At 69.8% G+C, this 12,974-nt stretch carries 10 protein-coding genes; 7 read left to right on the top strand and 3 right to left on the bottom strand.

Annotation, left to right across the window (positions count from 1 at the left end):
- Nucleotides 1–163 precede the first annotated feature (163 nt).
- A complete protein-coding gene (locus ACSHXN_RS19990) occupies nt 164–1,159 on the bottom strand; it encodes a glutaminyl-peptide cyclotransferase (protein ID WP_438303461.1) in 996 nt (331 codons plus the stop codon).
- A gap of 10 nt (nt 1,160–1,169) precedes the next feature.
- Entirely contained in the window at nt 1,170–1,580 is a 411-nt protein-coding gene (locus ACSHXN_RS19985) for an LPXTG cell wall anchor domain-containing protein (protein WP_356107817.1), read from the bottom strand.
- 516 nt (nt 1,581–2,096) lie between these two features.
- Here ACSHXN_RS19985 and ACSHXN_RS19980 point away from each other — a divergent pair.
- From ACSHXN_RS19980 to ACSHXN_RS19955, 6 genes are all read left to right on the top strand, one after another.
- Nucleotides 2,097–3,551 carry a polysaccharide biosynthesis tyrosine autokinase gene (locus ACSHXN_RS19980; protein ID WP_355142320.1) on the top strand — a complete coding sequence of 485 codons (1,455 nt, stop codon included), beginning with the start codon at nt 2,097–2,099 and terminating at the stop codon, nt 3,549–3,551.
- Nucleotides 3,548–4,291: a low molecular weight phosphatase family protein gene (locus ACSHXN_RS19975; RefSeq protein WP_355795016.1), complete on the top strand. Its 744-nt coding sequence runs from the start codon at nt 3,548–3,550 to the stop codon at nt 4,289–4,291. Before ACSHXN_RS19980 ends, ACSHXN_RS19975 begins: the two co-directional genes overlap by 4 nt.
- 154 nt (nt 4,292–4,445) lie before the next feature.
- On the top strand, nt 4,446–6,293 hold the full coding sequence (gene dnaK / locus ACSHXN_RS19970) for a molecular chaperone DnaK (RefSeq protein ID WP_438303460.1): 1,848 nt from the start codon (nt 4,446–4,448) through the stop codon (nt 6,291–6,293).
- On the top strand, nt 6,290–6,949 hold the full coding sequence (gene grpE / locus ACSHXN_RS19965; protein WP_355795020.1) for a nucleotide exchange factor GrpE: 660 nt from the start codon (nt 6,290–6,292) through the stop codon (nt 6,947–6,949). The genes dnaK and grpE overlap by 4 nt, the downstream gene beginning before the upstream one ends.
- 72 nt (nt 6,950–7,021) lie before the next feature.
- On the top strand, nt 7,022–8,191 hold the full coding sequence (gene dnaJ, locus ACSHXN_RS19960) for a molecular chaperone DnaJ (RefSeq protein ID WP_355131331.1): 1,170 nt from the start codon (nt 7,022–7,024) through the stop codon (nt 8,189–8,191).
- 4 nt (nt 8,192–8,195) lie between these two features.
- On the top strand, nt 8,196–8,648 hold the full coding sequence (locus ACSHXN_RS19955) for a heat shock protein transcriptional repressor HspR (protein WP_059133518.1): 453 nt from the start codon (nt 8,196–8,198) through the stop codon (nt 8,646–8,648).
- Between the two features lie 63 nt (nt 8,649–8,711).
- Here the strand turns inward: ACSHXN_RS19955 and ACSHXN_RS19950 are convergent, their stop codons facing one another.
- Entirely contained in the window at nt 8,712–11,120 is a 2,409-nt protein-coding gene (locus tag ACSHXN_RS19950; protein ID WP_356109034.1) for a PA14 domain-containing protein, read from the bottom strand.
- A gap of 653 nt (nt 11,121–11,773) precedes the next feature.
- Between ACSHXN_RS19950 and ACSHXN_RS19945 the strand changes: the two genes are divergently transcribed.
- Nucleotides 11,774–12,886: a sugar ABC transporter substrate-binding protein gene (locus ACSHXN_RS19945; protein WP_355131327.1), complete on the top strand. Its 1,113-nt coding sequence runs from the start codon at nt 11,774–11,776 to the stop codon at nt 12,884–12,886.
- Nucleotides 12,887–12,974: the final 88 nt, after the last annotated feature.

The raw sequence follows: 12,974 nt of genomic DNA, 5'->3' as shown, positions 1-12,974 counted from the left end.
CGGGGGCTCCTCGGGCCTGCGAGGGGGTCTCCTCGGCGTACGTCCTCTGTACTCCGGCGGAGAGATTACTAAGCGGTAACTTATGCAGTCCGTTCGAGAGTACCCACTTCTTCCATCGCACTGTAGTGGGGCAGGCGGTGATCTGCGTCGCTGTGCTGCCTGCTCAGGCGGGCACGAACGCCACACGGAACATTCTGGGCCAGAACTTCCCCGTGACGAGGAACTGGTCTGTTCCGGGGACGGCCGCGATGCCGTTCAGCACCGACCCCTCGACGACTTCGTCGTCGTGCAGCAGCCCCGAGGCGTCGATGCTCGCCGTCACCGCTCCGGTGGCGGGGTCGATGCGCAGGATCCGGTCGGTGGGGAGGACGTTCGCGTAGACGGCGGTGCCGACGCACTCCAGTTCGTTCAGTCCCGTCACCGGCCGGCCCTCCTGCGTCACGGTGACCTCACCCGTCGTCGCCAGCGTGCCGGGGTCGCGGAAGGCCAGCCGCGCCGAGCCGTCGCTGGTCACCAGCCGGTGCCGGTCCCGCTGGAGGCACACCCCCCAGCCCTCGTCCGGGTAGGGGACCCGGCGCAGCTCCGCGAGGGTCCGGACGTCGCGCTCGATGGCGACCCCGTTCCGCCAGGTGAGCTGCCACAGGGTGCGGCCGACCACGGAGATGCCCTCGCCGAACAAGGGCGCGGGGAGCGATGTGCGGACCCCGGGCTTTCGGCCGGGAGGCCCGGCCCGCACGGAGGACCGGCCGGCGAGTCCCGTGCTCTCGTAGAGCGTGCCGGACACCATCTCCAGGCCTTCGGTGAACGCCTTGCGGTCGTGCGGAAGGGCCTCGAGGACCTTGACCTTCAGATGCTCGATCCGGGCGGCCGGGCGCCGCTCGCCCGTGGACTCCGCGGCCCCGCCGACCCGGTCGTCCGTGGTGCGGTCCGCTCCGGAGCATGCCGTGATCAGCAGGCCGCATGTGAGGACCCCGGCCGCCGCCGCGCGGCGCCCGCGCTCGGACACGGTCCCGGCCCGCGGCCGTCGGTCCGGGGATCGGGGTGGTGCGACGACGGAAGGCATCCCTTCGCCGGGCTCGTCCGCCTCGGGCGCACGGACGGCGTCCCGGCCGGGGCCGGGACGCCGGGGTACCGCCGTGCGGTTGTCTCTTTCTGTCATGGACCCGCCGTCAGGAGTTGCGGCGACGGCGCATGACCAGCAGCGTGCCACCGCCGACGGCGATCATCCCGGCTGCGGCGCCGCCCAGGCCCAGCGCCTTCTCGCCACCGGTCTTCGCAAGACTCTGAGCGCTGCCGGCGGGGCCCATCCTGTTGCCGTGCCCACCGCGACCGTCGTCGTGCCAGCCGTGGCCGTCGCGTCCTCGGTTGGTCACCCTGATGATGCCGGTGAGCCTCAGGTGCGACCTACGGCCCTCGAGTTCGAAGATGTGGGTTCCGCGGTCGATGTGCCTGGGGATGGTCACCCTGCCCCGGACGACGCCTTGCGAGTCGGCCCGGTACCTGCCCAGGACGACCCCACGCGAGTGGACCTCCGCGACGACCGTTTCGCGGGGGAGGAAGCAGGTACCGCGGAAGCTCACTCGGCTCCCGGTAGACACCACGGTGCTGCTGAGGGTGAGTCGCGCAACCGGGGGATATGTGGCGCACTGCGTCGGCGGCTGCGCATGGGCGGCCGGCGCCCCGGTCAGCGGTGTTGCGACCAGCACGGCAGCCGATGCTGCCGATGCCAGCGCGACCCGCCATTTCGGCGATGTCGTCATCTTCGTTCGCTCTCCTCGACTTCTTGTGGCTTCCCTTTGGGTCAGGCTGCGTCGTGTCAGCCGGATCAAGATCTAGATACATGAATTAATGGGACATATCGCCGCCGACTGGCATGATCAGAGCAGAAGGCACCGGATGATGTAGCAGTTGCACCTCGATGACCCGTCCCGCCGGTCCGGCCGGGCGACGCAATCGCGTGCGGGGTCAGGTCCGTTCGACGGGACCCCGGGGCTGCCTCCCCCGGATGACGTGGGCGATTGCCTATGTTCGGCTGCGCACATAGGGAACAGAACACACCAATTCGGGTAGTTCCATCGGTCTATGAGGGGTGCAGCTTGGATCTCCACGGATTCCTGAAGGCTCTTGGCAGACGCTGGCCGACCGTTGTGGTCTGCCTGCTCCTGGCGATCGGGGCGGCGTTCGCCGCGACCACCCTGAGCACCCCCGTCTACGAGGCCAGGACCCAGCTCTTCGTCGCCACCCGCACCGGCGAGGACACCACGCAACTGAATCAGGGTCAGAGCTTCTCCCAGGCGCGTGTGCAGTCGTACGCCGAGATCGTGACGACACGTCAGGTCACCGCGACCGTGGTGGAGGAGCTGGGGCTGCATACCACGCCGGAGGAACTGGCGTCCCGGATCACCGCCCGGGCTCCGCTCAACACCGTGCTCATCGACATCACCGTCCGCGACACGGTGCCGCTGCGGGCGGCGCGCATCGCCAACGCGGTGGCGGACCGGTTCACTTCGGTGGTCGAGAGGCTGGAGACGCCCAAACGGCTGTCGGGCTCGGGAAAGTCCTCCAGGAGCCGCACCTCGCCCGTCTCCCTGGGGGTCACCCAGGAGGCCGTCGCTCCCACCGCTCCCGTCTCGCCCCGCCCCGTGCTGAACCTGGTCGCGGGCGTGCTCGGCGGCCTGCTGCTCGGGGCCGGTCTCGTCGCCCTGCGCGAGACGCTCGACACCACGCTCAAGACCGGCGAGATGCTCACCCAGTTCACCGCGCTGCCCGTCCTCGGCACCATCCCCTACGACCGCAACGCCCCCAAGAAGCCGCTCGTCACCTCCGACGTGCACTCCAAGCGCGCCGAGGCCTTCCGCAAGCTGCGCACCAACCTTCAGTTCTCGCAGGTCGACGATCCACCGCGGCTCATCGTGGTGACGAGCTCGGTGCCCGGCGAAGGCAAGACCAACACCGCAGTGAACCTCGCCCTGTCGCTCGCCGAGGCGGGTGTGTCCACCTGCCTGGTCGACGCCGATCTGCGCCGTCCGTGTGTCGCGCCGACGTTCGGGCTCGTCCAGGACGCCGGTCTGACCACGGTGCTCATCGGCCAGGCCCGCATCGAGGACGTGATGCAGCAGTCCGGCGGCGGACTCTCGGTGCTCACCAGCGGGGCCGTACCGCCGAACCCCACGGAACTGCTCGCGTCGGCGCGGATGGAGGAGGTGCTGCGGGAGCTGGCGGACACCTACGAGATCGTGATCGTCGACTCCGCGCCGCTGCTGCCGGTCGCCGACACGTTGGGGCTCGCCTCGCTCGCCCAGGGCGCACTGCTCGTCGTCCGCGCCGCGAAGACCGGCCGGGACCAGGTCCGCACCGCGTCGGAGTCGCTGGACCGCGTGGGCGTCCATGTCCTCGGCACCGTCTTCAGCATGGCTCCGGTGCCCAAGGGCGGCCGCTACGGTGGCGCCGGGGCCTACGGCCGGTACGGCGAACTGCCCGCGCCCCGTGCCGAGGCCGCGCGGGGCGGGGCCGTCACGCCTTCGGGACCGCATCACACGAGCGAGACATGACCCGGGTCCTGTTCGTGTGCACGGGCAATGTGCACCGCTCGGTGCTCGCCGAGCGGCTGCTGGCCGCGAGACTCCCCGCCGGCTCCGCCGTTCGGTCGGAGAGCGCCGGCACCGAGGCGCGGCCCCGGCCCGGCATGGAGAGGTCGACCAGGGCGGTGCTGGAGAAGCTGGGCGGGGACGGCTCCGGCTTCGCGGCCCGCCGGCTCACCGCACCGCTCGTCGCCGGAGCGGGCCTGGTGCTCGGGCTCGCACGCGAGCACCGGGAGGCGGCCGTGCGCCTCGCACCCTCGGCGATGCGGCGCTGCTTCACCCTCAAGGAGTTCGTGCGCCTCGCCGCGGGGGGAGTCGACGGGGTGCGGGGCTGGGCGGACGGGGAGACACCGTGCGCGCAGGGGCGGCTCGTGGACGAAGGGGTGCGGGGCGGGACCCGGGAGCGGTGCGGGCCGGCCGGCCCGCCCGGCCCGGTTCCGTACGCGGCGGCGCCCCGCTCCCCGGCCCCGGGCACCGTCCACGGGAGAGCTCCGCGCAGGGAAGCCGCGGCCCCGGTACTCGCCTTCGACGTCGTGGTGGCCGCCGCGGCCGCCCGCCGGGGCTCGACCGGTCCGGTCCCGGCCGCCGACGACGACGTCCTCGACCCCTGGGCGCAGCCCTACGAGGTGTTGTACGAGTGCGCCCGGGAGATCGACCGGGCGGTGAGCAGGCTGGCGCTCCTGCTGGGGGGTGGTGGCGCAAGCGTGTGACGAGCGCGGTCAACGGCCTTGACCTGCGGTTTTTCCTTGGTTGCCGTGCGGCTTCGGACAAAAGTTGAGTCTGCTGGACTCAGGTCTGTTGACGCCGCCGGTTCCCTCATGCATCCTTGAGCCTGTTCCACTCAAGTCAGCTGGAGGAATCGAAATGGCACGTGCGGTCGGCATCGACCTGGGCACGACTAACTCCGTCGTCAGCGTTCTGGAGGGCGGCGAGCCCACCGTCATCACCAACGCCGAGGGTGCCAGGACCACGCCGTCCGTCGTCGCCTTCGCCAAGAACGGCGAGGTGCTCGTCGGCGAGGTGGCCAAGCGCCAGGCGGTCACCAACGTGGACCGGACCATCCGTTCCGTGAAGCGTCACATGGGCACCGACTGGAAGATCCAGCTGGACGGCAAGGACTTCAACCCGCAGCAGATCTCCGCGTTCATCCTGCAGAAGCTGAAGCGGGACGCCGAGGCGTACCTGGGCGAGAAGGTGACCGACGCGGTCATCACCGTCCCCGCCTACTTCAACGACTCCGAGCGGCAGGCCACGAAGGAGGCCGGCGAGATCGCCGGTCTGAACGTGCTCCGTATCGTCAACGAGCCGACCGCGGCCGCCCTCGCCTACGGCCTCGACAGGGACGACCAGACGATTCTCGTCTTCGACCTCGGCGGCGGCACCTTCGACGTGTCCCTGCTGGAGATCGGCGACGGCGTCGTCGAGGTGAAGGCCACCAACGGTGACAACCACCTCGGTGGTGACGACTGGGACCAGCGCGTCGTCGACTACCTGGTCAAGCAGTTCCAGTCCGGTCACGGTGTGGACCTGTCCAGGGACAAGATGGCCCTGCAGCGTCTGCGTGAGGCCGCCGAGAAGGCGAAGATCGAGCTGTCCTCGTCCACCGAGACGTCGATCAACCTGCCCTACATCACCGCGTCCGCCGAGGGTCCGCTGCACCTGGACGAGAAGCTCACCCGGGCGCAGTTCCAGCAGCTCACGATCGACCTGCTCGAGCGCTGCAAGACGCCGTTCCACAACGTCATCAAGGACGCCGGCATCTCGATCAACGAGATCGACCACGTCGTCCTGGTGGGTGGCTCGACCCGTATGCCCGCCGTCGCCGAGCTCGTCAAGGAGCTGACCGGCGGCAAGGAGGCCAACAAGGGCGTGAACCCGGACGAGGTCGTCGCCATCGGCGCCTCGCTCCAGGCCGGTGTCCTCAAGGGTGAGGTCAAGGACGTCCTGCTGCTGGACGTGACCCCGCTGTCCCTCGGTATCGAGACCAAGGGCGGCATCATGACCAAGCTGATCGAGCGCAACACCACGATCCCGACCAAGCGGTCCGAGATCTTCACCACGGCCGAGGACAACCAGCCGTCCGTGCAGATCCAGGTCTACCAGGGCGAGCGTGAGATCGCGGCGTACAACAAGAAGCTCGGCATGTTCGAGCTGACCGGTCTGCCGCCGGCGCCGCGCGGTGTGCCGCAGATCGAGGTGTCCTTCGACATCGACGCCAACGGCATCATGCACGTCACGGCGAAGGACCTCGGCACCGGAAAGGAGCAGAAGATGACCGTCACCGGCGGCTCCTCGCTCCCGAAGGACGAGGTCGACCGGATGCGCCAGGAGGCCGAGCAGTACGCGGAGGAGGACCACCGCCGCCGCGAGGCCGCCGAGACCCGCAACCAGGGCGAGCAGCTCGTCTACCAGACCGAGAAGTTCCTCGCGGACAACGAGGACAAGGTCCCCGGCGAGATCAAGACCGAGGTCGAGGCCGCAGTCGCCGAGCTGAAGGAGACGCTCAAGGGCGAGGACACGGCCGAGATCCGTACCGCCACGGAGAAGGTCGCGGCCGTCTCGCAGAAGCTCGGCCAGGCCATGTACGCCGACGCCCAGGGCGCTCAGGCCGCGGGCGGTGCCGGTGACGCCGGTGCCGGCCAGGCGAAGGCCGACGACGACGTCGTCGACGCCGAGATCGTCGACGAGGACCGTAAGGACGGTGCCGCGTGACGGAGGAGACCCCGGGCTTCGAGGAGAAGCCCGACGTCCCCTCCGGCGCCACCCCAGACGACGCCGAGCCGCAGGCCGCCTCCCCCTCTTCGGAGGAGGCGGCGGCCCCGGCAGGGGACGGAACCGCACAGACCGCGGGTCTGGTGGCCCAGCTGGACCAGGTGCGCACAGCGCTCCACGAGCGCACCCTGGACCTCCAGCGCCTCCAGGCCGAGTACCAGAACTACCGCCGTCGCGTCGAGCGCGACCGGATCACGGTCAAGGAGATCGCCATCGCGAGCCTTCTGACCGAGCTTCTGCCGGTGCTCGACGACATCGGCCGCGCGCGTGACCACGGCGAGCTCGTCGGCGGGTTCAAGTCCGTCGCCGAGTCCCTGGAGACGGTCGCGGCGAAGATGGGTCTGCAGCAGTTCGGCAAGGAGGGCGAGCCCTTCGACCCGACGATCCACGAGGCCCTGATGCACTCGTACGCGCCGGACGTCACCGAGACGACGTGCGTGGCGATTCTGCAGCCCGGGTATCGCTTCGGCGAGCGCACCATCCGCCCCGCGCGGGTGGCCGTGGCCGAGCCGCAGCCGGGGGCGCAGACGGTCAAGGCCGAGGAGACGAGCGAGGCGGGCGACGACAAGGAGAGCGGTGGCCCGGACGAGGGCTGACGTGATCGACAGGGGAGTCCGTACCGGGCTCCCCACGGAAAACAACGCCGAACGGAAGGAGGGGCGTCGGGGATGAGTACCAAGGACTTCATCGAGAAGGACTACTACAAGGTCCTCGGCGTCCCCAAGGACGCCACCGAGGCCGAGATCAAGAAGGCGTACCGGAAGCTCGCCCGCGAGTTCCATCCGGACGCCAACAAGGGCAACGCCAAGGCGGAGGAACGTTTCAAGGAGATCTCCGAGGCGAACGACATCCTCGGCGACCCCAAGAAGCGCAAGGAGTACGACGAGGCGCGCGCCCTCTTCGGCAACGGCGGCTTCCGTCCCGGTCCCGGGGCCGGAGGATCGTTCAACTTCGACCTGGGCGACCTCTTCGGCGGTCAGGGCGGCAGCGCCGGGGGGAACTTCGGCGGCGGCATCGGTGACGTCTTCGGGGGCCTGTTCAACCGCGGCGGCGGCGCGGGCACGCGCACGCAGCCGAGGCGCGGCCAGGACATCGAGTCCGAGGTCACGCTCAGCTTCATGGAGGCGGTGGACGGCGCGACCGTTCCACTGCGCATGTCCTCGCAGGCGCCGTGCAAGGCCTGCTCGGGCACCGGCGACAAGAACGGCACGCCGCGGGTGTGCCCGACCTGTGTCGGCACCGGCCAGGTGGCGCGCGGCTCCGGCGGCGGATTCTCGCTGACGGATCCCTGCCCGGACTGCAAGGGCCGCGGACTCATCGCCGAGCATCCCTGTATGGAGTGCAAGGGCAGCGGCCGGGCGAAGTCGTCCCGGACGATGCAGGTCCGCATCCCGGCGGGCGTCACGGACGGGCAGCGCATCCGGCTGCGCGGCAAGGGCGGCCCCGGCGAGCGGGGCGGCCCGGCCGGCGACCTGTATGTCGTCGTGCACGTGGACGCGCACCCCGTCTTCGGCCGCAAGGGCGACAACCTGACGGTGACCGTGCCCGTGACGTTCACGGAGGCGGCGCTCGGCGGCGACATCAGGGTCCCCACCCTCGGCGGACCCGCGGTCACGCTGAAGCTGCCCCCGGGCACGCCCAACGGGCGCACCCTGCGCGCCCGCGGCAAGGGCGCGGTCCGCAAGGACGGCACTCGCGGCGACCTGCTGGTCACCGTCGAGGTGAGTGTTCCGAAGGACCTGTCGGGGAAGGCTCGTGACGCCCTGGAGGCGTATCGCGAGGCGACCGCGGGCGAGGACCCGCGGGCGGAGCTGTTCCAGGCGGCGAAGGGAGCATGAGGAGATGGACGGCCGTCGACGCAACCCGTACGAACTGACCGAGGAGACCCCGGTCTACGTCATCTCGGTGGCGGCCCAGCTCTCCGGCCTGCACCCGCAGACGCTGCGCCAGTACGACCGTCTGGGGCTCGTCTCCCCGGACCGCACGGCCGGCCGGGGCCGGCGCTACTCGGCCCGCGACATCGAACTGCTCCGTCAGGTGCAGCAGTTGTCGCAGGACGAGGGCATCAACCTCGCCGGCATCAAGCGGATCATCGAGCTGGAGAACCAGGTCGCCGCGCTCCAGTCCCGGGTAGCGGAGCTTCAGGCCGCGCTCGACGGCGCGGCGGCGACGATGCGGCAGCGCGAGGCCGCGGTACACGCCTCGTACCGCCGTGACCTGGTGCCGTACCAGGAAGTGCAGCAGACCAGCGCGCTGGTCGTGTGGCGGCCCAAGCGGCAGCAGCAGTCCGACTGACATCACGCCGAAGGGGCGGCACCGGAGACATCTCCGGTGCCGCCCCTTCGCGCGTGGCCGGAGTCAGTGGTCCCAGATGCCGTAGGCGGCGGTCCGCCCGGCCACCTCGGCTCCCGAAGAGTCCGTGAAGACGACGCGGTAGTAGTACAGGCCGAGCCGGTCATCGTGGACGGTGGTGTCCATGTAGGAGTTGCGGTCGCCGACCCGGCCCGCGACGAGTGTGGTCCAGGCCCCCTGGGCCGCATCCCAGCGGTCCACGCGGTAGCCGGCCAGTACGGAGCAGTCGCCGAGGCCCGAGCTCGCGGAACAGTCGACGGACAGATCCGGGTACAGGTCCCCGCGGATCTCGGCGCCGGTCCAGCCGGGCGGCCGGGTGTCGGGGAGGGTCACCGGGACATCGGTGGTGTGGAAGAAGCCGGGCTCCATGCCGTCGTACAGACCGTGGCCGTCCGTCGCGGCCACCCGGTAGACGTGGGTGGCGCCGTCCGGGACCGTCGGGCAGAGGATCTCGGTCGCCCGGGAGTCGGTGGTCCAGCAGTTCTTCTCCCAGACCGTCTCGCCGGTCTCCGGGTCGACGGTGCCCTGCCAGACGTAGTAGCCGGTGACGTCGTCGTCGGCGGGCGGCTCCCAGGTCAGCCGGACGCCGAGCGGGACCGTCTGCGCGGTCGGGTTCCCGACCGGTGCCGGGCGCCGTGTGTCCGGCGTGGTCGCCGTGGCGACCGGACCGGGCTGCGACACGTGCCCGTACGGGTCGATCGTCACGATCCGGTACTCGTACGTCGTCTCGGACTCGCCGGAGACGTCCCAGCAGGTGCCGTTGATCTGCGTGGCGCCCGCGTACGCGGGGGCGTCGTCACCCGCCCAGGTCAGATACGTGGAGGGTGCCTCCAAGGGCTCGTCCCAAGGGCTGTTCGGCTTGCACCGGTCCACGACGGTGCTCCGGCCGGTCGCCGGGTCGGTGCGCACGATCCTGTAGGTGAGCAGCGGGTCTTCGTCGAAGGTCCATGGATCGGCGCTGCTCCATCTGATCATCACACCCTCGTCGAACCGCGTCGCGGTGGTGAGGAACGCCGGGACGGCCTCGGGCCGTTCGGCCATCGGCAGTGCGACCTCCACCGGGGCGGCGGCGTTGCCCCTCGCGTCCAGCGCGCGCACGGCGTACCGATAGGTGTCCGCGACCGCGAGCAGCCGGCGCGGCACGACATCGGTGTTCGTGGTGGTGCCGCCGCCGGGGAGGGCGTCCAGATAGCCGCCGGTCGCCGGGTCGTACTGGAGGACCTGGTAGGAGGCGGCTCCGCCGACGCGGGACCACACCAGGTGGGGTACGCCCGACCGGTACGCCACCCGGGCGTCGGCTGCCGTCGCCGGAGGGGTCCTGTCCGAGGTGGTGAACGTGGTGGCGGCCGAGTACGCGGACCAGTTGCCTGCCGCGTCCCGGGCCCGGCCCCGGTAGGTGACCTGGCTGCCGTCGGCGGGGTACCCGGTGTCGCAGATCGCGCCCTTGGCACCGGAGTACACGGTGGACCAGGTCTTGGTGACCGGGTTCTGCCGCTGCAACTCGTACAGGACGATGTCGGCCGCGTTGGCCGCAGGGGTGACGAGTTCGGGCCCCGCGTAGGGCTGGTCGTTCGGGCAGGCGTCCATCTCGACGAACGGCGCTGCGGGGGGCGTCCTGTCGACGGTCGTGACGGGCCGGTCGGCGGTGCCGCCCGACTCGTTGCCCGCCTTGTCGCGGGCGCGGACCTCGTAGTAGAAGACCTGGCCGGTCGCCGGGGGCGTGTCGGTGTACGTCGTCGACGTCGTCGTGGTCAGCCTCGCCCAGCTGGTGCTGCCCTTCAGCCGGCGGTAGACGCGGTAGCCGGCGAGGTCCATCTCCTTGTTCCTCGCCCAGGAGACCTTCGTCCTGCGGGCGGTCCTGTCGTAGGCGACCGCGGTGCCCGCCGGGGTCAGCGGCCGGACCTTGTCCACGGTGGCGGAAGTCCGCGGCACGTAGGTGAACTTGACGTCGGCCCTGCCGGTCCAGTTCACGTAGTCGATCCGCAGGGTGTGCACGCCCTTGGGAAGGGTGAGATTGAGGTTCTTCGAGCGTGAACCGGACGTGTTCGACCAGAGGTTCACCTTGCGGACGCCGTCCAGGTAGACCCGGATTCCGTCCGTCCCGGCCGCGGTGAAGGCGAACGGGCCGCCCGATCCGAAGTCCCGGGTGACGGTCCAGCGGACGCCGAAGCGGTCCGCCGGGAGTCCGGGGGCCGGGGCGCCCTTCCAGCTCTGGCCGACGGCGCTGTCGCAGTCGGTCCTTCTCGGTGTGCCGGACAGGCTCGTGTTCGCGAAGAACTGCCTCTTGAAGACCGGCGAAGCACAGGAGGTCGCGGCGGAGGCGGGAGCGGCCACGGTGGCGAGCAGGCTGCCCGCGGTGGCGAGCACGACGGCGGTGGCGGCCGCAGCTGTCGTGTGTCTTCTGGCTGGGTTCATTCGGCCCTCTGATCGAAGGAAGACGCGGAAGAGGCGTCCGTGATCACGACACGCGAGCCGGGCAACTGGTTGTACGGATCTTTGCGAACGGACGACCGGTGCTTTGCGTTCGGTGCCCGTCTCGTTGTTCCCGGGAACCCGAAACCGGTTCCTCGGTGCCCCAGTTGTGATCGATCGCCGATGATGTGGCGTCTCTACCGATGTGCCCGGTAATGGAGAGTTCGCGAAGAACTCCCGCGCGGCGACGGAGGACATGCGGGTCATCGTGCGGAACCGGCTCGCCGGCGATGCGGGTGCGTGGTGGACGGGTCGCCGGAGGGGTCCGATCGCCCGGCCGTCATGTGATGTAGATCACGTTTCGGTCGATCGTTGAACGTCTTTAATCTTCAAGGAAGTTGACGGAACGTCGGTTTCCCGATCCACGCAGGTCGGAGCTCAAAACTCCACCCCGCGAAGGTTCGGCAACGGCTCGCGCACTACACTTTCTTTGGTTTCACGTGACTTCCACACGGGGGCTGTTGCCATCTCGTTAACCGGTACTCCTTGACGCTGCATACCGTCGCCGCGTTGGCTTTCAGCCACCTGGGTCGCAATGCTGCTCCCTCGCCCGGAAGGCACCTGATGTGAACGCTCGTACCACCCGTAGGACCGCTGTGCGTCGTACCGCCATGGCCCTGGCCGCCTCGGTGTCGGCCGTCTCGCTCGCCGCGTGCGGCGTCATCGACGGAGTCGGCGGCGGCAGCAGCTCCACGACCCCGAAGAAGGGCAACGACATCACGGTGGGTCTCCTTCTGCCCGAGACGGACAACCCGCGGTACGAAGACTTCGACCGTCCCATCATCGAGCGGCAGGTGAAGTCCCTCACCCACGGCCAGGGCAAGGTCGTCTCCGAGAACGCCGGCGCGGACGCGGCCAAGCAGAGCCAGCAGCTCGAGCAGATGATCGCCGAGAAGGTGGACGTGCTCCTGGTGGACGCGGTGGACTCCAAGGCCATCGAGCCCGGTGTGCAGAAGGCGAAGGACGCGGGTATCCCGGTCATCGCCTACGACCGTCTCGCGCAGGGCCCGATCGACGCGTACATCTCCTTCGACAACGAACTGGTCGGCCAGGTGCAGGGCCGCGCGCTCGTCGAGAAGCTCGGCGCCAAGGCCTCCGGCAGCACGATCGTCATGATGAACGGCTCGCCCACCGACCCGAACGCCGCGCAGTTCAAGGCGGGTGCGCTGAGCGAGCTCCAGGACAAGGTGAAGATCCCCAAGGCGGGGGAGTTCGACACCAAGGACTGGAAGCCGGAGAACGCCAAGGCCAACATGGTCCAGGCGATCCAGGCCATCGGGCTCAGCAACATCGCCGGTGTCTACTCCGCGAACGACGGCATGGCGGGCGCCGTCATCGAAGCGCTGAAGGACGCGGGCGTCACCAAGATGCCGCCGGTGACCGGGCAGGACGCGGCGCTGGAAGCGGTGCAGCGGATCATCTCGGGCGAGCAGTACATGAGTGTGTACAAGTCGTACCCGGAGGAGGCGAACAACGCCGCGGAGATGGCGGTCGCCAAGGTCCAGGGCCGCTCCATCGAGTTCGACGCGCTGACCCGCGACAAGGTCGACAGCCCGACGACGAAGAACATCCCCTCGATGCTGGTGCCGGTGGTCGCGCTCACCACGGACAACATCAAGGACACGGTGATCCAGGACGGCATTTACACCGTCAAGCAGATCTGCACCGACAAGTACAAGGCGGCCTGCGCGGCGGCCGGTCTGCACTGACCCTCCGGGCGGGCGGGTGTCACCGCCCGCCCGTCCGAGGCGTTCCCACACCTGAACTCCACCGCCGCACCTGGCGATCCCCCGGGCG

Origin of the sequence: Streptomyces sp. HUAS TT11, assembly GCF_051553595.1 — a bacterium.
Lineage (GTDB): Bacteria > Actinomycetota > Actinomycetes > Streptomycetales > Streptomycetaceae > Streptomyces.
This window is presented reverse-complemented; position numbering and strand designations above follow the sequence as displayed.

What these genes read in the sequence shown, in the direction of transcription:
- ACSHXN_RS19990 (WP_438303461.1), bottom strand. Translation starts at nt 1,159, where the DNA reads ATGACAGAAAGAGACAACCGCACGGCGGTACCCCGGCGTCCCGGCCCC.
- ACSHXN_RS19975 (WP_355795016.1), top strand. Translation starts at nt 3,548, where the DNA reads ATGACCCGGGTCCTGTTCGTGTGCACGGGCAATGTGCACCGCTCGGTG.
- dnaK (WP_438303460.1), top strand. Translation starts at nt 4,446, where the DNA reads ATGGCACGTGCGGTCGGCATCGACCTGGGCACGACTAACTCCGTCGTC.
- dnaJ (WP_355131331.1), top strand. Translation starts at nt 7,022, where the DNA reads ATGAGTACCAAGGACTTCATCGAGAAGGACTACTACAAGGTCCTCGGC.
- ACSHXN_RS19955 (WP_059133518.1), top strand. Translation starts at nt 8,196, where the DNA reads ATGGACGGCCGTCGACGCAACCCGTACGAACTGACCGAGGAGACCCCG.
- ACSHXN_RS19950 (WP_356109034.1), bottom strand. Translation starts at nt 11,120, where the DNA reads ATGAACCCAGCCAGAAGACACACGACAGCTGCGGCCGCCACCGCCGTC.